At 66.4% G+C, this 20760-nt stretch carries 15 protein-coding genes; 7 read left to right on the top strand and 8 right to left on the bottom strand.

What is annotated here, in order from left to right:
* Positions 1–245 precede the first annotated feature (245 nt).
* Both AB4Z47_RS20270 and AB4Z47_RS20265 read right to left on the bottom strand, forming a co-directional pair.
* The gene (locus tag AB4Z47_RS20270; protein WP_441952872.1) at positions 246–5609 is read right to left on the bottom strand and encodes a hypothetical protein; all 5364 of its coding nucleotides are present in this window, start codon (positions 5607–5609) and stop codon (positions 246–248) included.
* Complete coding sequence (locus tag AB4Z47_RS20265) at positions 5572–6027, bottom strand: hypothetical protein (protein ID WP_441952871.1); 456 nt, start codon at positions 6025–6027, stop codon at positions 5572–5574. Before AB4Z47_RS20265 ends, AB4Z47_RS20270 begins: the two co-directional genes overlap by 38 nt.
* 55 nt (positions 6028–6082) lie before the next feature.
* Between AB4Z47_RS20265 and AB4Z47_RS20260 the strand changes: the two genes are divergently transcribed.
* From AB4Z47_RS20260 to AB4Z47_RS20250, 3 genes are all read left to right on the top strand, one after another.
* On the top strand, positions 6083–6376 hold the full coding sequence (locus AB4Z47_RS20260) for a TetR/AcrR family transcriptional regulator (protein ID WP_441952870.1): 294 nt from the start codon (positions 6083–6085) through the stop codon (positions 6374–6376).
* 466 nt (positions 6377–6842) lie between these two features.
* Positions 6843–7262 carry a YbaB/EbfC family nucleoid-associated protein gene (locus tag AB4Z47_RS20255; RefSeq protein WP_441952869.1) on the top strand — a complete coding sequence of 140 codons (420 nt, stop codon included), beginning with the start codon at positions 6843–6845 and terminating at the stop codon, positions 7260–7262.
* A gap of 119 nt (positions 7263–7381) precedes the next feature.
* Entirely contained in the window at positions 7382–9034 is a 1653-nt protein-coding gene (locus AB4Z47_RS20250) for a hypothetical protein (RefSeq protein WP_441952868.1), read from the top strand.
* Between the two features lie 121 nt (positions 9035–9155).
* Here AB4Z47_RS20250 and AB4Z47_RS20245 read toward each other — a convergent pair whose 3' ends face one another.
* Positions 9156–9464: a hypothetical protein gene (locus tag AB4Z47_RS20245; RefSeq protein WP_441952867.1), complete on the bottom strand. Its 309-nt coding sequence runs from the start codon at positions 9462–9464 to the stop codon at positions 9156–9158.
* A complete protein-coding gene (locus AB4Z47_RS20240) occupies positions 9461–9712 on the bottom strand; it encodes a DUF6364 family protein (RefSeq protein WP_441952866.1) in 252 nt (83 codons plus the stop codon). The genes AB4Z47_RS20245 and AB4Z47_RS20240 overlap by 4 nt, the downstream gene beginning before the upstream one ends.
* A gap of 55 nt (positions 9713–9767) precedes the next feature.
* Here AB4Z47_RS20240 and ligD point away from each other — a divergent pair, with 55 nt between their 5' ends.
* The 4 genes from ligD to AB4Z47_RS20220 all read left to right on the top strand — a co-directional run bounded on the left by ligD (position 9768) and on the right by AB4Z47_RS20220 (position 17379).
* Positions 9768–10742: a non-homologous end-joining DNA ligase gene (gene ligD, locus AB4Z47_RS20235; protein WP_441952865.1), complete on the top strand. Its 975-nt coding sequence runs from the start codon at positions 9768–9770 to the stop codon at positions 10740–10742.
* Between the two features lie 148 nt (positions 10743–10890).
* Complete coding sequence (locus AB4Z47_RS20230; RefSeq protein WP_441952864.1) at positions 10891–11841, top strand: D-isomer specific 2-hydroxyacid dehydrogenase family protein; 951 nt, start codon at positions 10891–10893, stop codon at positions 11839–11841.
* Positions 11842–12087: 246 nt separating this feature from the next.
* Positions 12088–15522, top strand: a complete 3435-nt coding sequence (locus AB4Z47_RS20225) for a protein kinase domain-containing protein (protein ID WP_441952863.1) — start codon at positions 12088–12090, stop codon at positions 15520–15522.
* Positions 15523–16284: 762 nt separating this feature from the next.
* A complete protein-coding gene (locus tag AB4Z47_RS20220; protein WP_441952862.1) occupies positions 16285–17379 on the top strand; it encodes a methyltransferase in 1095 nt (364 codons plus the stop codon).
* On the opposite strand, the gene AB4Z47_RS20215 is transcribed toward AB4Z47_RS20220, so the two are convergent.
* The 4 genes from AB4Z47_RS20215 to AB4Z47_RS20200 form a co-directional block, all read right to left on the bottom strand.
* A complete protein-coding gene (locus AB4Z47_RS20215; RefSeq protein ID WP_441952861.1) occupies positions 17376–17762 on the bottom strand; it encodes a hypothetical protein in 387 nt (128 codons plus the stop codon). The two genes, AB4Z47_RS20220 and AB4Z47_RS20215, sit on opposite strands and share 4 nt — an antisense overlap.
* Before the next feature lie 136 nt (positions 17763–17898).
* Complete coding sequence (locus AB4Z47_RS20210) at positions 17899–18804, bottom strand: hypothetical protein (protein WP_441952860.1); 906 nt, start codon at positions 18802–18804, stop codon at positions 17899–17901.
* A 351-nt stretch (positions 18805–19155) separates the two neighbouring features.
* Entirely contained in the window at positions 19156–19770 is a 615-nt protein-coding gene (locus AB4Z47_RS20205; protein WP_441952859.1) for a nitroreductase family protein, read from the bottom strand.
* Complete coding sequence (locus AB4Z47_RS20200) at positions 19770–20750, bottom strand: ScbA/BarX family gamma-butyrolactone biosynthesis protein (RefSeq protein ID WP_441952858.1); 981 nt, start codon at positions 20748–20750, stop codon at positions 19770–19772. The genes AB4Z47_RS20205 and AB4Z47_RS20200 overlap by 1 nt, the downstream gene beginning before the upstream one ends.
* Between the last annotated feature and the right edge of the window lie 10 nt (positions 20751–20760).

Genomic DNA, 20760 nt, shown 5'->3' with positions numbered 1-20760 from the left:
GGCACAATAACATTCACAACATGACGTGGAGGACGTCGGCATCCATAGGACCCGGCAGCCAACCCGCTGAAGGGCTACCCAGCCACGCTCGACGACCAGAAACTCAGTCGAAAACCGAATCCGAACCGGATCAGGCCGATACGTCGGACCGGCGAAAGATCTGGACCTCGCGATACAACTGATCCTGTTCATCCTGGCTGCTTATTCCGTGTTCACTACTCGGGGGAGCCTCACGCGATCCCTTCCTACCCACCCCGCCTGAACAGGCCGCGGAGCACTTTCTTACCCCACCTGAACGAGCCGCCGAATGCTGAGGCCGCCGCCACCGTTCCGACGACAGCGGCCTGTATCCAACCTGTCGTGACAGTACCGAATGTGGATAGCAGAACCCCGCCCAGCAGGCCGCCGAATGCCGTGCCGACACCGGTGATCAGTCCCATTGCGCTGGAAGCTCTGCCATAGACCTCCGGGGGATAGACGGCCCGCTCATACAAAGCACGGCTGTTGTTCAGCCCCACGCCGATCACCGGGATGGTGAAGCCACTCACGGCAAGAGCGAATGGGTTGGCGGTGAGCGCTTGGAGAACGACGGGAAATGTCCACAGGCCGAGCCCCCACCCAAAAAGGGTTGTGTAGCTGAAACGCTCGTACAGCCGTTTCGGCAGTTTAGCGCCCACCACTCCGCCGACGGCGGTCGCACTGAGCACGGTTCCAGCGGCCCACCCAGGCATGCCGGAGTCAGCGATCAAATTCACCGTTTTGAGATTGATCCCAACAAAGGCGAGGTTGGTGATCGACAGCGCCAGGGACGCTTTTCGGAGGAACGGATTTCCCCAAACCGTGCGAACACCTTTCCCGAAGCTTCTAACGCTGCTAAACCTTCCCCTGGAGGTCGCAGAGTTATTTCGTTGATGTTCTGGGAAGTCATTTCGTAGTGCACTCAAGGTTGCCAGATTCCACACATAGGATGCAGAGTTGACCACGTTCGGCAACCAACGAATTATGCCCATCAGGGTAGTGCCGGCAACTCTCCCGAGGAGGTCGGAGAGATACGGCCTTATGTTGAGTTTTCGAGTATTTTCCAGTGCATTCTCCTCAGTGAGGAGTTTATTTACCACGACTTTCAGAGTGCGATCGTAGATTGTGGCCGCAGCCCCCTCTACAAGCACCGTAGCAACCAGCAACCAGCCGAGAGGTGCCCCCGCGACACCCGCGAAGATCGCGCCACCAGCGGTGATCGCCATAGCAAGACCTACGGCCTCGGCAGCAATCATGGTTCGCCGACTTTCGAAGCGATCGGCGATTACGCCCGCCAGAGGCTCGGCCAGAAGAACGGATATTCTGCCCGCGGCAGCGATCAGGCCAGCGAGAATTGGCGAGCCGGTCAAGGCAAAAGCAAGCAGCCCGAGACCGGCGGCCTGAACGCTGCCACCAGCGCTCGATACCGTGCTGCTCATGATCAGCATTTTGATAACTTTCGCGTCCGACGCCGATGACCGGCTACGACGCGATCCCCGCCACCACCGGGTCCGTCGCGCGGAGGGCGCCTCTGCCGACACCACCTCGTCCTGACCTGGCCCCGGGCGCACCGACTCCGCGCCCGTCGCCTCGGCGTCGCCCGTCTCTGGTGATGTGCCGGGTGGTCGGGTCGGGTCCGGGACCGGATCGGCGTTCTCCGGCGTCACCGGCCCGAGATTGTTTGCAGACCACGGAGTAGATAACGGGCCCACAGCCGTGTCCGGTGTCGGAGGCGTCTCCTGCGCAGGTGTCGGAGAGTCCCGTTGCCTCTTGCGGCGGCGGCGATCAGGGCGACGATCGTGGTCGTCGCCCATTGCCGCCTTGGCCCACGGGACCGGACGGGGCTCTACCGCCGCGACCGGTGCCGCGAGTTGATGGGGCGGGGGCCCACTGATGTGAGGGATCCCGCTGATGTCGGGGATGTAGCTGAGGTCGTCGGGGCGCAGACCAGGCAGGTTTGTCGGATCCTGGGGCGCTCCTGGGGTTTCCGGGTTCGGTGGAGTGGCGTATCGGGTGGACGGAGTGAATTCGGCCGGTCCTTTTGCGGGCGTGGCCGGCAAGTGGGTCGAAGGTGCGTCAGGTGCGTGCGTCGGAGGCGTTAACTCCGCGGGTGTTTTCGGCCCGGTCCAGGGCGTAATCGGACTGTTCGGGTCATCGGTCTCGTCAGGGTCGATGAATGGCGACGTGACGCGCGCAGGTGCGGCAGGCAAACGCTCCGGGGATTGGGCGGGCAGCTGCGGCAGCACGGGCGTGGCGTCCCGAGGCAGATCCTCCTCCGGCACGTCTGAAATGCCTGGTACCGGCACGTAGGCCGGCTTCGGTAGTGGGGACTCCTCGGGCCTTTCCGCCTGAATGTCCGGCACACCGTGAACGTGTGGGTTCGGAACGACGCTCGGCCGGGGGTCCGGGAAGGTGAGCGGCTCCGGAAAGACGACGTCCGGGGGTGCGGTGGGAAGTTCGTCGCCGTCGGCACCGTGCGGGGCCGGATTTGCGACGAGAGTTCTCGGCGGGCCGTCCATCGCCTCGGAGATGGGCGGGTGTAGCTGCGGGCTCCTCGTCAGAGGCCCGACCTCCGGAACCGTTCTCGGGGGGATCGTCTGTGCGGCGGGACTGCTCAGGTCTTGAACTTGGCGTGATGATGCCGATAGTGCGGCATCTGGGGCTGGTCTCGGTGGGACCGTTTGCGGGGTGAGATCGTCTGCTTCAGGGGTACGGAGCGGCGACACCGACACTGCGGCATCCGCGGATGKTTTCAGTGAGACCGTTTGCGGGGTGAGATCGTCTGCTTCAGGGGTACGGAGCGGCGACACCGACACTGCGGCATCCGCGGATGGTTTCAGTGAGACCGTTTGCGGGGTGAGATCGTCTGCTTCAGGGGTACGGAGCGGCGACACCGACACTGCGGCATCCGGGTCTGGTCTCGGCGTGATCGTCTGTGCGGCAGTGCTATCCGCGGCCGCAGGGGGATGCGACGGTGCTGATTGCGCGATCTCTGGTGTTGGGTTTGTTGGATCTGCGGGGGCGTCGACGCCCATCCGTGCCAGGTCTCGATCGAATCCGGCCTTGAAGTTGTCGAAGTCGAGGTTGAGGTCGAGGGGGTGTTCGGTGCGGATGGCTGCGGGTGAGTCTCGTTCGAGGAGCCCGGTCATGCCGGCCAACTTGTCGTGTGGACCCGGTCCTTTGGGTGCTTGTCCGGGCGCTGATGGCAACGCGGGTTGTTGGGCGGCACCCTCGTGTGTCGGTGCTCTGAACACGATCCCGTGGGCACTGAAGACATGTGGTGACACCTTGCTCAACCATTGGTTGACCGCATCCGCTTCCCTGTGCTGAGCAATGTCGCCGATTCGGCGCCCATGTGCGTCGACTTTCCACTGTCGGACGCGATCACCGGAAAACTCACGGACCGTATCGCCGACCCGTTCGTGCAGCAAGACCTGGGCCTGAGCGTTCTTGCTGAACACGACGGCGTGTGCACCCGCACCATTCTTGAACTGCAGACCGGCGGAAACTGTGTCTCCGGTGCTGTGAACGTGGTCGGCTATCGCCTTCGTCGAGGGAAAAAGCTGCCAATCCCCGTGCAGCGCTTGCGCGTACAGTTCACCAGGAACCCCCTGCGGACCAACCTCGCCGAGCATCGATGGATCGATATCCTCGTTCCCGGTCACCTCCTTGGTGTGGGATACCGCTTCGGGGGCACAGTTACGCAAACCCGCGTCCACAGTATGGGCCGGCACCAGCTCGCCGCCATTCTCGACGGGCGTACCCTGCCCGCTCGTTGCGACACCGTCGGACCCACCCTGATGCGGCGAATCATGCGGTGCGTCCCCCGATCCTGTCGGATGAGCCTGTTCGCCACCGACTGGCGATCCGTCCCAGGGCGCGGACACGTGGCCGCCATCCTCGACCTTCCCGCTGTGGTGCTCGACACGGCCGCCCGATTCGGCGGTGGAGGCCGCATCCACTACAAGATGGTCACGTTGCCCGGCAGGGGCTTCCACAATGACATTGGTGCCGGCCTTGCCCGGGCTCGTGCCGGTAGCGCCCGGCTCGCCGCCGTGTGCCTGTCCGGTCGCTTGATGCCCCGCCGACAAAGCCGGTTCCACCGAGACAACGGGCCCGTCCACACGCATCGGCGCCCCGTCGCCTGAGTACTTGATCTGCTCGGACACCGTTTTCCACACACGCCAGTCCTCCGGGCGGCCGGGTCGAGACGGCGCACCACCCGAGGTCGCTGACGAGGGCGGCCTTTCCGGTGAACCATGCTGCGGGCCTGTCGGTTTCACATCTGGCGCGACAGCGCCGCCGTCCGCGGCCGCAAGCTTCTCCAAGTGCTGGGCGTCGGCCATCGCTTGCAGTTCCTCTGGACGGACTTCCCGCAGCTCGCCTGGTCGGCGAGGTGAGTTGTCGTCACCGGAGACGAACTCGCCTGGTTTGCGGGGTGGGTTGCTATCGCCCGGGACGAAGCTGTTGACGGCGTCTTGTTCGGGCCCCGCCCGCAGTTCCCCTGCGAGCCTGCCCGGGATGTTCTTCGCGCTGTCCGAGTGCAGCTCGGCCGGTCGGGGTGTCCGGCCGTCACCGGAGGCGGGCATGGATTGTCCATGCTGAGGCACGTTCGCCCCCCTGTCCGCCGGGACCTGGCCGGCGAGGTCCCCGCTCATCGGCACTCCAGCGGGGGCGCCGACGCGCGCGACCCGCACCGCGGAGCCGACAGCGCCGACGATGCCGGACCCGAGCCCGGTCAGCACCATCTGGGCCAGATTCCGGCCTTCCAGCTGGCCGCCGGTCATCCATGATGCGGTCAGGCCGCCGCTGATACCGCCGACAACCCCACCCGCGGCCCCCGCCGCCACCGTGGACAGCACCTGCCGGCTGACCACGGGCGCGACCACGCGCCCGACCTCCGCGCCTACGAAACCACCGACACCACCCGCGGCCGCGGCCACCCCAACCTGACCCCAATCCATCGAGGTACGACGCCCGGGTTTACCGCGCCCCTGCACGATCTGCAAATATTCGGCACCGGCATATGTCGCGCCCTGCAGGACCGCGCCAGGGACCGCACTGCGTGCTGCCAGGGCGAAATGTCTGGCGAAGAATGCCCCGGCCCGTTGCGTCAGCGTGAGCACGTTGTCGGCGCGCGCGAGATTCATCGTGGCCTCGGCTGCATTGCGGTCTATGGCCACTTTCGCCGGAGCAGCCATCGCCAGATCCGCCAGCACCCACCCGAACAGGACGATCCCGGCGCCCCACACAGCGTAAATCTCCAACTCGAGCGAATTGGCGTTCTCGTACATCAGCTCGGCCATGTTGTCGGCGAAACCGATCTGTGCCTGCACGTCGGCGATCTGCTGTTTCAGATGCTTGCGGATCGCGTCACCGGTGTCGCCGTCGATCGCCGAGGCGGCTTCGTGGGCGGCGAGCGTCTGCAGTCTGTCCAGCTTGTCGGTCAGCTGTTGCGCCGATTCCGCCCAGGCGTCGGCCACCCGGCGCATCCCGGCCGGGCTCCCCACCGGGAGATGTCCGAGCACCAGATCCCGTATCCACGGGAACATGTCAGGTGGAAAGTCCAGATTCACCAGGTGTTCGACCATTCTCGCGCGCTTTCGAGCACCAGCCGGTGCAACACTGCACGGGCTGTCGAGCTGCTGTCTTTGTGTTGTCGGGCAAGGTGGTCGACGTCTGCACCGGACGGTCGGCCGGACACGCTGGCACGGCAGTGCCGCCACTGTTATCCGGGGCGCGAGTGGTCGTACCGGGATCGGTCATGTTGCGTATCCACGTGGGATAGCCCTGGTTGTCCTCGAACGAGGTAGCCAGGTCGACCACGGCGGCGGTCGCCCCGTTCGCCGCGGCGTTCCCGAGCCCCCGCATACCTTCGGCACCCGGCACGTACGTCTCGGCGAACACCCGACTCAGATCGTCGGATCCCCAACACTCACCCTCGATCGCGGCGAATTCCAGTGCGATGAAACGGAGTTGACTCGGATCTACGAACAGCGAGCTGGGCATATCGAACCTCCCCTGTTTTCGAGCGCACTCAAACACGCCACGGCATGCTGCTGATATGTCCGATCCGAAGTCCGCGCGGCCGGGTAGGCCGGCGTCGGTCGATCACGCCCGCGTACTCACAGCCGCCTACGATTTGCTGCGCGAGAAGGGCATTGTGCGACCGACCACCAAAGCCATCGCCGAGCGAGCAGAAGTGATGCAGGGCAGCATCTTCTATCGCTACAAAGATCGAGCCGGGCTATTGATGGCGGTCTACACCCGAGCGCTCGAGCCACTCGCCGCGGGCTCGACACGACTGATCCACGCGCCGCACTCGCCGGCGTGGGATATCGGGTGGCCCCTAGCGTGAAGGCGGCCGTGCGGGATTCGACGCAACGTCCAGTGATCCACGCAACCGTCACAAGTCCGGAGCTGAATGATGGACTCGGCCACGACGGTACCTCCACGAACGAAGGGATTGAATCGACATCCCGACCAGCATCGACTGTCGCCGAGCAGAGGAGTAGTAACACCGGCTTCTCGTGCCGCGTAACGGTACGAATAGCAACGAAAACATAGGAGGATAAGCCGGTTTCGCGCCAGGGTGCGCCGACCGCGGGGTTGCTTGGCGGCTTCGGCAATGCCAACACTTCAGCGAAACTCGTCAGGTGCGGAACCGTGGTGGCGAATACTGGTGGTGCTGGCCAGTTCCGGCGAGATCGAGGTCGAATATGATTACGGCGAGGATCCGTTCCGGTGTACCGGGCCGATTTCGAGCGGCGGTTCGCCGAACGCCACGGCTGGTGTTCGGAGACGAGATGGGAGGAGGGTGACCGATGGATCGCTGGGAGCGGGAAGGGCTGCGCTCGGCCAACTATGGCATGCGTAACCAGGTCGACTACATTTTGAACCAACTCGCCGAACAGCGCGCCCACCTGTCGGAGGTCCAGGAGAAGTTGGCTGCGGCGCGGTCCGTCGCGAAGTCGGCCGACGGCCTGGTGGAAGTGACCACCGACTCCGGCGGTGTCGTCACCGACGTACGGTTCGCAGCGGAAGCCGTCCGTAGCAGCCTGGAACAGCTCGGCCGGTCGGTGACCGAGGCAGCACGGGAGGCGGCGCGGCTGGCGAGCGAGCAAACCCAGGAAATCATCGCTCCGATCACCGCTGCCGCCGACGCGATGCCGGACCTATCCGATCTGGTGCCCGGCGCACCCAGCTTGCGTGAGCCGCTCGAATCCGGGCACGAACGGTTGTAGTGCAACCGCAGCCGGCATCCATCCTTCCTAGCATCGGGAAGGCGGGTGCCGCGGCGATCCGATCCGTCGGATAATCACTTTCTCGGTTCCGCTGGCGAGGGGTTGAAGGGTTGCCGGACATGGGTGATTCGTTGCGCGTAGATTCCGACTTGGCGGAGGCGCTCGTCAACGAACTCGCCGCACTGGCCGATGCCGCACAGCAGGATCTGACCCGATTGAAGGACACCCTGCATCAGGAGGGTGCGTGCTGGGGCAACGACGAGCCGGGACGGGTCATCGGCGACACCTACGAGCCGGAGGCGAAGAAGGGCCTGACGGGCTTCCAGAACCTGGTCGACAACATCCGCGGCTTGAGTGACGGAATTGCAGGCGTCACAAAGACTTTCGATAATCAGGACCAGGAAATCGGCCGGCAGATCAACGCGATCGGGCAGAACGGCATCGGTTCGGACGGGCTCCCGTCGACCAGCCCGTTGGTCGAGCAGCCGGTAGCGCAGAACGGTCTCGTGCCCCAATCAGTGCCGTCCTCCTACGCTCCCCAGTCGAACACGAACGGCAGCACCGCGTCTCCGGGCTCCGCCGACGCCCCCGTCACATCCGGGCAGCCGGGATACCAGCCCTACGGCAACCCAGGTGCGCCCAGGCAACCGGGATCCCCTGACTACGAGCCGGTGGATGGCTCCCGAACGCCCGACGGTCTGCAGGTAGACCCGGGCGCCGTCGCCCCGCAGGCTGTCCACGGCAGCCCGCCGCGGGCCGTCCAGGGCGCCACGCCCCAGCCGGGCCGGGACACCGCGACCCCGGCGACCGCAACTCCCACCGCCGGCGCCCGCCCGGCGACGACCGGCGGGGCGGGCACGCCGTGGTCGAGTCGCCAGAGCAGGACACCCTCCCCGCGAAGCGTCGCAGGCACCCCCTGGTCGGGTCCCGGCTCCGGGGCACCCGGTCAAGCCATTCCGCCACACCCCACCGGTCCCCCGCCGCGTGCGGCGAAGCCGGCGCAGCTACACCGGGATTCCAAGGCGCGCAAGCCGAAACGTGTATCGGCAAAGCCGACGCGCGTCGAGGTGGAGACCGACGGTGCAGCTATGGCGGCAGCACGGACGCTCGCCGCCAGGCACGACCTGCACGTCGTCGGGTTCGACACCTCGGGCATCGCGGAAACCACAGTCCACGAAATTGCCGCGGCCATCGACAACATCCTTGGGCACTACCCGTTCCTCAACCTCGGCGGCATCGAGATCGCCGAACTCGGCGGCGGCGAAATATCTCGGGTGGCATGGGATCGCCCGGTCGGCGAGCCGGACGGGGCGAAGACGGCGCCTTGGATCCAGCTCGATCGGGCAGCCGCGGTGAATCCCGCCAAAGTTGCCGAAATACTTTCTGCTGCAGGGCAATCAGGCGTGTCGATTTCTGGATCCGAAGAGCAGCCGATGTATTCGATCATCGTCGCGGATCTGGGCCGGATCCTCGAAGCCTTGGCGGGCCGGCAACCGCGGCAGCTGGCGCAGCGGTCGTTGATCGCCGAATACCGGCGGATCAGTGGCCCGTGGAGCGGGGCCGAGCCGCTCGCGCGGGTGGTCCGCGGTTACCGGCAGTGGCGTTCGCAATTGAGTGGCCGCAGCATCATTCGCGGGCGATTCCATCCCCGCGAGGCTTTGGTGGTGGCCTTCGCGGAAGTCGAGTTGTGTGGTGAGGGTGCATGCGGTCCGGCGAAGGTGCTGCATCGACTGGTGGTCGAAAGCGCGCGAACGCGGTCGAGCGCCTCATAGGACTTTGTCGAGTCGGTTTCGACGAACGCGAGTTGCCGGACCTCGCCCAGGTGCGCGAATGGTTCCCCCGCTATTCCCGTCTGTGGGATGCGGGGTCGGCCGCACACGTCGCCGCGCACCCTCACAGACTGAGTGTCGCCCGCAGCCTCGCGTCGAGGGATTCCGTCTCGGCCGCGGTCAGGACGCCGAGCTGTTCGGTGAGCCACGGCCGGTAGGCGCGGAGCAGTTCGAGGGTGTCCGCCCAGCCGTGCTCGGTTCGAGTGGCCAGCACATGGCCCGGGTCCGCGTCGCGCAGCGGAACCACGTGCAGCCAGCGGTAATGCGACGTGATCACCGCCGAGTCGGACACCAGCACGACGGTCGGACGCCGCGGCAAAAAGGTGCCGTCGCGCAGCGTAGGGGCATAGCGCCAGACCTCGCCGCGCCTCATGCCGCGCCGCTGGCGTCGTTCTCGGCGGCCTGGGTGAGCTGCACGTCCTCGTACGCGGCGCCCAACTCGGCCTCCTCGTCGATGACCAGGGCGGTCAGGCTTTCGTGCACGAGCGTGGTGCGCAGCGCGGCGTTGATCACGGAGGAAAGGCTGCGGTTCTGGCGATCGGCGGCCTGCCTGGCCCATTCGGCCACTTGGGGATCCAGTGTGACCGTCACGCGCGTCGACTTGCTCACACTCGTATGCATACCAGAACGGTGCAAGGTCCGAAACCTGTCCGGGGCATCGGTTAGGGTCGGACGCGTGGCCAGCAAGTCTGCGGCGCCGGCGGTCGAACTCGAGGTCGGTGACCGCACGATCCGCATTTCCAACCCGGACCGGGTCTACTTTCCGGAAACCGGCGCGACCAAGCTCGACCTGGTGCAGTACTACCTGAGCGTCGGAGGCGGCATGGTCAACGCGCTGCGCGACCGGCCGTGCATGCTGCACCGGTTCCCCAAAGGGCTGGCGGGAAACAAAGTGCACCAGAAGCGGCTGCCCGCTGGCGCGCCGGACTGGATTACCACCGTGCGGGTGTTCTTCCCACGCTACGGCAGGCACGCCGACGAGCTCTGCGTCACCGAGCTCGCCGATGTCATCTGGGCGGTGCAGATGTCGACGGTCGAGTTCCATCCCTGGAACTCCCGCTCCGCTGACACCGAGAGGCCCGATGAATGGCGCATCGACCTGGACCCGATGCCGGATTGCCGGTGGTCGCGGGTGCGTCGGGTGGCGGGCGTCGTGCACGAGGTGCTCGACGAACTCGGCGCGGTCGGCTGGCCGAAGACCTCAGGGGGCAAGGGTCTGCACATCTACGTCCGGATCGCGCCGGACTGGGGATTCAAGGACGTCCGCCGCGCCGCGCTCGCGTTCGCCCGCGAAGTCGAGCGCCGCGCGCCCGACGACGTGACCACCACCTGGTGGCGCCGCGACCGCGACCCGGAACTGCTGTTCGTCGACTACAACCAGAACGCACGCGACCACACGATCGCCGCCGCGTACTCGGTGCGCGGCGTCCCCGCTGCGACGGTCTCCACACCGGTGCGGTGGGACGAGATTCCCGACATCGATCCGCGCGACTTCACCATGTCCACCGTGCCCGCGCGCTTCGCCGAACTCGGCGACCTGCACGTAGGCATCGACGACGCGGTGTTCCACCTGGATCGACTGCTGGAGTGGGCCGACCGGGACAAGGTGGACGCCGAGCTGGACGCGCAGACGGACCTGGACGAGAGCTAGCGCGAGCCGATGTGGGCGGGTGCTGTGCGACACTCCGCCGTCCGGCGGCCGCGCGACGGTGCTACCGTCGCTGCGGCGACCCCGGGTCGTCGTCGGCCTGTTCGCACCGCCGCTGACCGCGCCATACTGCACCGAAGGAGGTCCATCCATGAGCCGACCGGCAGTACCGATCGCGATCGGCCCGGCCGAACCTCCCCCCGCACTGTTGGAGAAGGCGGTGCTGGAGGCGGGGGCCGCTGTGTCGGAAGTCGATGAAGCGCGCGCGCTGATCTGGGCCGAGGGTCCCGGTGAGTTCCCCGACGAGCTGCCCGCCACCATCGAATGGGTGCAGCTCCCCGCCGCCGGCATCGAGGACTGGTTCGCCGCGGGCATCTTCGCCAAGTATCCCGATGTCCGATTCACCTCCGCCGCAGGCGCTTTCGCGGCCAGCGTGGCCGAGCACGCGCTCATGCTGCTGCTCGCGGGCGTCCGGTATCTGCCCGAACACCTGCGCGCCGCGCGCTGGCGCCAACAGGACTTCTTTCCGCATGTCGGCACGCTGCGCGGCAAGACGGTGACCATCGTCGGCGCGGGCGGCATCGGCCGCGCGCTGATCCCGATGCTGGTTCCGCTCGGCGCGCACGTGATCGCCGTCAACCGCAGCGGGCGACCGGTCACCGGTCCCGGCATCCCGGACACCGTCGAAACGCTCGCCGCCCACCATCTCGCCCGGATCTGGCCGCGCACCGACCATGTGGTCATCGCTGCGCCCGCCACCCCCGACACCAGGAACCTCCTCGGCGCGGACGAACTCTCCCGGCTCAAGCCGTCGTCCTGGGTCGTCAATGTGGCTCGCGGCAGCCTCATCGACACCGACGCCCTGGTGGCGGCGCTGGCGTCGGGCGCGATCGGCGGCGCCGCGCTGGACGTCACCGACCCCGAACCGCTTCCGGACGGCCACCCGCTCTGGGTGCTGCCGAATGCCATTGTCACGCCGCATGATTCGAACCCGCCACAGTTGCGGTTCGCGGCGTTCGCGGATCACGTCGGCGAGAACGTGACGCGGTTCCTCGCCGGACGCGAGCTGCTGGCGCCGATCGATCCCGCACTCGGGTACTGAGCGCGGAAGGACAGGGTATGAATAAGTGGGTGCTTACCGCAGCCGACGACCGCCTCACCCCGTCCGCGGGCGCAACCGTCGGCTGACATCGCCACAGTGTCTATGCTCGGAAGTAGTGTGAAGGTTTCTGCTTCGCGAGGTGATCATATGGTTATCTACCTTCGCAGCCACGGTGACGTCGTCTTTCGGCGACGCCGGGCGGCCCATGAGCACGCGGATCCGGCATGGTGACAGTGGGCGCATGCCATGTCGGAATACGATCCCACCCCAACCCAGCCTGACCTGCAGGTTGGCCTCATGGCGGAGCTGGCCGCGGCCGGATTCATCGACGCCGAAGAGATCGGACGGGGCGGATTCGGCGTCGTGTACCGCTGCACCGAGCAATCATTGGACCGCGCCGTTGCTATCAAGGTCCTCACGTCGGAACTCACTGGTGAGGAGCGAGAGCGCTTCGTCCGCGAGCAGCACGCGCTGGGTCGTCTGTACGGGCATCCCAACATCGTGCAGATCTTGCAGGCCGACATCACGGCCACCGGCCGACCCTACATCGTCATGCCCTTCCACTCCCGGGGATCATTGGAAAGCCGACTACGCTCGACGGGGCCGATCCCCTGGGATGAGGTGCTGTCGATCGGGGAACGCATCGCCGGAGCCCTAGCCGCCGCCCATGCCGCCAGGACCATCCACCGCGATGTAAAGCCCGCCAACATCCTGGTCACCGACTACGGTCACCCACAGCTGGCCGACTTCGGCATCGCCCGCATCAGCGGTGGTTTCGAGACCGCGGCGGGGCGCATCACCGGCACTCCGGCATTCACCGCACCTGAGGTGCTCGACGATGAGATACCTAACCCGGCCTCGGACATCTACGGTCTCGGTGCGACGCTGTTCTGCCTACTGACCGGGCATGCGGCCTTCGAGCGCCGGACCAACGAAAGCGTCATAGCGCAATTCCTGCGGATGAAGACCGAACCGATCCCGGACCTGCGCGGAACGGAGATTCCCGCCGAGGCTGTCGCCGCGGTCGAGGCAGCTATGGCACGCGACCCACGGGCACGCCCGGAATCCGCTGTCGCCTACCAACGTCAGTTGCGGGACGTGCTGAGCCGCTGCGCCCCGGCCACCGGCCCCGGCCCTCCGAGGCAGTCCGGGCATCCGCCGCTGCTGGAGTATGTTCCGTCACGCGCGAGCGTGGGGCGCCAGACCACGCCTCCGCCGACGGCGCTGACCAAGTTCCGACCACCGACACCGCCGCGGGCACTCGTGGACCGGCCCCGGCTGCTGCGGATCCTGCGGGAGGGCAAGCAGCGCCGGTTGACGGTGATTCATGCGCCGGCGGGTTTCGGAAAGAGCACGCTTGCCGCCCAGTGGGCGAAGACGCTGGCAGCCGATCAGATTCAGGTCGCGTGGCTCACCATCGATGCCGATGACAACAACGCCGTCTGGTTTCTGGCACACCTGGTCGAGGCGATCCGCCGCGCACGGCCCTCGCTCGGCAGCGAACTGGATCAGATTCTCGAGGAACGAGCCATCGACGCCACCCGCTACGTCGGCACCGCACTGATCAACGAGATTCACTCCAGCGGGGAAACATTCGCGATAGTGATCGACGACTGGCATCGGGTGACCAACCGCGCAGCCCTCGCGACCATGGAATTCCTGCTCGACAATGCCTGCCACCACCTGCGCATCATCGTCGCCAGCCGAAGCCTCGCCGGGCTTCCGCTCAGCCGGATGCGGGTATGCGACGAACTCGTCGAAATCGACTCCGACGACCTGCGATTCAATGAAGCAGAAACCAATTCCTTCCTGGTCGACGTCAACTTACTGGAGTTGGCTGCGAGCGACATCGCCAGCCTGCAGGAATCGACCGAGGGTTGGGCGGCCGCACTGCAACTGGCGTCCTTGTCACTGCGCGGCAAGGACAATCCCGCGGAATGTATCGGGCGACTGTCCGGGCACAACTACACCATCGGCGAATACGTCGAATCGAACATCCTGGACACGCTCGACCCCGCCCTACTCGACTTCCTGCTGTCGACCTCGGTGACCGAGACCATCTGTGGCGACCTCGCCGATGCGCTCGCGGGCGTGGGCTATGGGCAGGAAATGCTGGAGGAAGCCGAACATCTGGAGCTGTTTCTGCACCGCCTCGACGATCACTCCACATGGTTCCGATATCACCGGCTCTTCGCAGATCTATTGCGACACAGGCTTACCCGGTACGACCCCGACCGGCTCCGACGGCTACACCAGACAGCGTCGAAATGGTTCGCCGATCACAAGATGCTCAACGAGGCCGTCGACCACGCCTTGGCCGCCAACGAGGTCGGCTGCGCGGTCCGCATCATCGAAGAACGCGGGCGAGAACTGCTGGAACAGGCGAAGATGGCGACAGTGCTCGGCCTCGTCGCGAAACTGCCACCGGCATACGCGACAACCAATCCACGGGTACAGCTCTTGGTGGCCTGGGCTGACGTCGCACTACAACGACCGTTGGCGGCGCGCACCGCACTGGATCTGGTCGATGCGCTCCTGGATGCGGGTGTACCGGACGAGGCCGCCGCCGCCATGCGAGTGGAGGCGTCCTTGATCCGCACGGGGGCAGGGAACTTCACCGATGACTACGGTTGCTTGCCGGAGGCGGTCGAGCAGCTCTTGCGTGGCGACGGGGCGGGAGGGCAGCTCGACCCCTTCTTCGCCATGGTTGCCGCCAGCACCGGGTCCACATGCGCGTTGAACCGCTTCGACTTCGACGAGGCGCGCCGCTGGCAACACTGGGCAGCACCGTATCGCCCGCAGTGCAACGGGCCATTCGCCGTCGTCTACGGGTACTGCCTGGCCGCGATAGCGGCCTACGAACAGCTCGACATTGCGGCGGCCGAATCCGACCTGCGGACGGCGCTCGCACTGGCACGGACGATCGGAACCCGTACGCACGGCGCTACGCTGGCATCCGCACTTCTCGGCGCGCTGCAATACCACCGCGGCGATCTCGTCGGCGCCGACGAGCTGCTCGACGACAGCGCCGCGCTCGGCCCCGAAGGCGCCCTCGTCGAATTCATGAACGCCACCTACGGAATCGGAGCCAGGGTGAAGGCGGTGCGCGGCGACCGGGATGCGGCGGAGGCACGGCTGATGGAGGGAGCCAAGATCGCGGCCAACCTCTCCCTGCCCCGGCTGGCCGCGCGCATCGTGAACGAACGCGTGCGCATCGGACTACCGATCGATCAGGATGACCGTGGCGAGCTCATCCAGCTGCCCCGCAACCTCCGTCAGCCGGACGGGATACACAGACTAACAGCGGAACTCCAGCAGGACACGGCGATTCGGCTGTTGCTCGACGACCACTCGCCCGCCGCGGCCGAGCTGGCGTGTACGCTCGCCGAGCGCTTGATGCGCGAAACCGCCGCCGTCGTCCGCCCCCGCGCGGCGACATCGGCCGAACTCCTATGGGCAGCAAGTCTTTCCGCATCCGGACGACCGGACGAGGCGATCGCCCTTGCCGTCCCGGCGCTCACACGGTGTGCCGAGCACGGGTTGATCCGCTTCGCAGCCGACGAGGGCTGGCCAATGGATCGGATACTGGCTACCCTCGACGCGGACCCTACGCTGGCACCCGAGCTACCGCGATCCTTCGTCCGAGAAGCCCTGGCGGCGCCCCATTTCGACAGGCACTGACGCTCCTGCGCAGCCCTGCCGATCGGGACCGTTGCTTCCGGCCGTTCGTTGCCGACGCCCCACATTCGGCCATTGATGCTCACATCGATCTTCGACGACCGCACTTCCTGCGTGTTTACTGCAAGCACGAGATCGGCTATATAGCAATATGTTTCAACCACGGTCGATGCCGACATCGGTCGACACGACCGGATCCTCCTTTGAGGAACTCGAGGCGCTTGCCGACCGGATCATCGGGATGAAAACAGCGGCGGCCGGGTATCTTCTCCGCCGGGTGTAGGTGGTCGAGGGTGTCCCGGTGTCGCCATCGGTCAGTGCAAGCAATCGACACAGTGCGAGCTACCGCACCGGAACTGATGGACATCCGGATGTCAGGCCTCGACGGCTTCTCCTGCCCCCATTGCGACACGGGCACTCATCTTCCGGCCACATCGGTGAGCAGACAAATCACCGAGGTTGCGTCTTTCCGAGGCGATACCAGTCGGGAGATCGGTAGATCCACTGTCGTCTCGTTCGCAACGCGGGCCCTTGAAACCTGAACGGTCGCTACCGATCACACTCGGCTTCAGGGCTGCGCGAAGAATGCGAAAACGAACCCGGGGCCTGCCCCGGGGGTCGGCCCGGGGACTCGTCGATACTCGATCGCCCGATCCGGGGCCGCAGGTCAGAGCGCGCATTCCCGTATGTGCGCCCGAACGGACCCACCGCGACGTACCCTCCTAGACAAGCGCAGAGTGCCGACCTTCGACGGAACGAGTCACCATGGCGTCCGACCCACCGAAAAACCCACCGCGGCCGCTGGTGCGTGCTGTCGAATCGGTCCGCACGGGGCTGGCGGTGGCGTTCCGCAAGCTGGTGCCGGGACATATCGCACTGATGGAGCTGATCGCCGCCGGGTGGATCACCCAGGCGATCCATGCCGCGGCTGCGCTCGGGATAGCCGACAGGCTCGCGGCGGGGCCACAGTCGAGTGCGGAGCTGGCCGCCGCGGTCGGCGCCGACGAGGACGCGTTGCGGCGGCTGCTGCGACTGCTGATCAGCCATGGCATCTTCAGCCAGCGCCGGGACGGCAGGTACGCACTGACGCCGATGGCGCGGGCGCTGCGCCGCGACGCCGACGTGTCGCTGCGCGACGCGGTGCTGTTCTTCGGCTCGCCCGGCCATCGCAATCACTGGTCGCACCTGGTCGATGCCGTCCGCACCGGCAAACCGGTCGGCGAAGAGCTGGACGGGATGCCGTTCTTCGACTACGTGCAGAGCGATCGCGAACTCGGCGAGCTGTTCGACCGCGCGATGACGAGCATCAGCACCCTGGCAATGGAACCGCTGTTCGCGGCCTACGATTTCGGCCGCTACGAGACCATCGTCGACGTGGGCGGCGGAGAAGGAACCCTGCTCACCGAAATCCTGCGCCGCGCACCACGCTCGCGCGGGATCCTGTTCGACCTGCCCGAGGTGGTGGAGTCCGCACCCGCCCGGCTCGCCGAACTCGGTTTGGCCGACCGCTGCTCCGTCGAGAGCGGATCGTTCTTCGACACCGTCCCGAAGGGCGGCGACGCCTACATCCTCAAACACATCGTGCACGACTGGGCCGAGCCGGAGGCGGGACGCATCCTGAGCGCGGTGCGGGCGGCGATGACGCCCGACACGCGGTTGCTGATCATCGAGTTGGTCATTCCCGAACACACCGGTCCACACCCGAGCAAGTACATCGACCTGGAGATGCTGGTCAACGCCGGCGGGCGAGAGCGAACCGAGGCCGAGTACCGCGAGTTCCTCGCCCGCCACGGGTTCACGCTGACCAGGCTCGTGCCGACCCTGTCGCCCGACAACGTGCTCGAGGCGCGGCCGAGCTAGCGCCCGTCATTGTTCCGTTCCTGCCGCACGGCTCGAGGCGCGGCAGGCATGACGTACGCGGCGGTCGCGATACCCACCGTATTGTCGGAAACGCAGGTGACGCGCATCGCCCTGCCGACCGGCGTCTGCTGCGACTCGAATCCGCTGTAGTAGCCGAACACCGGTTCGGACTGCGCAGGCGGGACGAAGAAGCCGAGGCACTCGGCCTCGAGCACCGAAGACCCCTCACCGCTATGACAGAGCGCGGCGGCGTCGGTGACCCCGCGGTCGACGAAACAGCCCGCCGGTTCGGCGGAGGCGGGCCCGGCTCCGGTGAGGACGAGTCCGACCGCGATCACCAGCAGGCCACCGCCTCCGCTGATCCGCCGCATCGTGGTGTGCACCGCAACCCTTTCCTCGGCAACTCTGGCGTGCCCGCGTCCGGAGCTCGGACCATCCTCGAGTCCCAATCCCTCAGAGGTAATTTCACCAGAATCGGGCGGAACGGTCGAGCGCGACACCACCGAAACCCCGCGCCGTTCAGGAAAGGACCAGAGCCTGTGCGATGAGGACGAGATAGAGCGCGAGAATGAACACGACCGCGGGAAGCACCGGATGATCCGGCCGATCCCCAGCAACGAACCGCCAAAAACCGAAGGCGGGAATCAGCAGCAGCGGCAACGCAATCCAGGCGATCAACACCCCGGGCCCGGGACATTCCCACGGTCGGACCAGCGCGAGGTCGCCCGCCACCGCCACCGCGGCGCACAGCAGCGCGGCGGCCGCACTACCCCTGGCGCCCACAACATTCGAGTACAGCATCGCGTCCGAACGCCCGGCCCGCATCGTCTTCCTCGCGAACTCGAACTGGAGAAAAGCCCCCGCGAAGACGACGGCGACAGCCGCCGCCTGCCACCGCGCGCCGACGGCGCCGGTGTCGATCGCCGAAACGACGACATACGCGGTGACCAGCAGCTGCACCGGATAGGTGACGACGAGGTTGACCAGAATGTTCGTACGAATCGTCTCGAAAAGGCGCTCCATGCCCCACAGTGCAAGCCCGTAAACCAACGCCGTAACGATCATTACGGCCGATCCGACCGAGAGCGCGAGACTCGCGGCGCCGGCGCCGACCGCGATGAGGCCCATGGCAATACGCAGGTCGGCGGCGCTCACCGCGCCGGTGACCAAGGGACGATCGGGATTGTGCACACGGTCGTATTCGAGATCCTTCTGCTCGTCGACCATGCGGAGATACAACAGCACGAACGCGACGACCACGATGCGGACGACGATGGCGCCGGTCGGATGCCAGTCCAGGCCGGTCACCAGCGCGGCGGTGCCCTCCAGCGCGAGCACCCAGAGGATGCCGTAGAGCAGATAGTGCGGCTTGTACATCACCGCGGTGAAGCGGGCGATCCGCGTGGCGGAGGCGAGCACGCTCATGCCGTATCCTCTTCGGCATTCCCGGGCCCTACATGGTTACGCAAACTACCGCCTCCGGGCCTGACGCTCATGCCGTATCCTCTTCGGCATTCCCGGGCCCTACATGGTTACGCAAACTGCCGCCTCCGGGCCTGACGCTCATGCCGTATCCTCTTCGGCATTCCCGGGCCCTACATGGTTACGCAAACTACCGCCTCCGGGCCTGACGCTCATGCCGTATCCTCTTCGGCATTCCCGGGCCCTACATGGTTACGCAAACTACCGCCTCCGGGCCTGACGCTCATGCCGTGTCCCCCTCGGCATGCGCGGGCCCTCCGTGGCTACGCAAACTACCGTCTCCAGGCCTGACGCTCACGCCGTGCCCCACCGGTCCCACATGGTCACCTCGGTGGCGGGGGCGCGTCGACCGGCCGCGGACGGCCCGGGCCGCAGATGCGCCACCGGGATCAGCGCCACCTGTGCCACCTCGTCGAACGGGATGCCGAGCAGTTCGGCGATCTCGCGCTCGTAGAACAGATGCGCGGTGGTGAGGCAGGAGCCGAGCCCTCGCTCATGCAGCGCGAGCATGAAGTTCCACACCGCCGGATAGATCGAGCCGTAGAAACTCGCCAGCCGCAGCGGCGAGGCGGGTTCAGGCGGGCGACCTATCGAGCAGACCAGCACCAGCGCGGGCACCTCGTGCAGATGCTCGGCCAAGTGGCGGGCGGAGGACAGGTCGTCGAGTTGGTCGGGACGCGGGGCGCGGCTGGAAATGTTGGCGGCGAACGCTTTTCGGTAATACTCGGCGATCCGCTGCTTCGTCTCGAAGTCCTGCACCACCAGGAAGCGCCACGGCTGGCGATTGCTTCCGCTCGGCGCGTGGACCGCGATCCGCACACAGTCCAGCACATCCTGACGGGCCACCGGGCGAGTCAGGTCCAGCCTGCGGCGGAAGGCCCGGGTGGTGGTGAGCAGTTCGACGCCCATCAGATGCCGTCCAGGTTCAGGTCCCCGCCGTCCCGCTCCGTGACCAGGTCGTCCTCGGCGAACTCGAGGTCGACCGCGGCGGCGACCGCGCCGCACTGACGGATCTCGCAGTGCACCACGGTCCGATCGGCCTGGCTGCCGGTGATCTCGGCGACGCATTCGGCGGGACGGTCCAACTCGACGAACCGCTCGAACATGCTGCCGACACATTCGAGCCGCGGCAGCTGCGGGATCAGCATGGCCAGCGCGGTCTGCCTGCACGCCTCGATCAGCAAGCTACCCGGCACGTGATCGAGCTGGTGGTCGAACAGGAAGGGGTGGTTGAGGTCCGGCGCCAGCGCCGCGCGAGCGACCGCGCCGTCCAGGTCTGGCGGGCCGATCACCACGTTGCGCCAGTTCTCCCTGCCCACCGCGGCGCAATCGGCGCGTTCGGTGTGCACGGCGGCCCCGACGAACGGGTCGAGGCCGAGGCTGTCGCGAAACGTGGAGCGCAGTGCCGACCAGTGCTGCGGCGTCGTCCAGGAGAACGATCCGTCGACCGTCATCATCGGCTCGGCGCCGGCATCGATTTCGAGCACCATGTCCAGTCCGATCAACGTGTCACCGCTGTGGTGGCGGCGGGGCACCCGGACCTTCATCACCAGATCCGCTGGCGTCGTGGCGATCTCCCACGCAGCCGTGTCAGCGCCGGTGCCGTTGAAAGTTCGTACGATGAAGGCCATTTCCGGCGGCACGCCGTAGAACTCATGGGTGAGTGCGATGGCGCCTTGCCGAGCCGCCTCCATGACCAGCAGTGGGTCGTAACGCAGGCCCAGCCGTCCGGCGTGGTCACCGTGATAGGCGTGCATTCTGGGAAGTTGAGCGCCGACTACGAATTCGTCCTCGCCGAGGGCGTCCAGCGAGGTGATGAACACCTCCGACACCGCGCATCGGTGCGCTAGCTCTCGGGAGATCGTGCGGAGGTGGGTTGCTGTCTTCACCGTTTGGACA

The organism is Nocardia sp. 2TAF39 (assembly GCF_052114905.1).
Taxonomy (GTDB): domain Bacteria; phylum Actinomycetota; class Actinomycetes; order Mycobacteriales; family Mycobacteriaceae; genus Nocardia.
The sequence above is the reverse complement of the archived record's forward strand: the minus strand, read 5'-3'. Positions and strand labels throughout refer to the sequence as shown.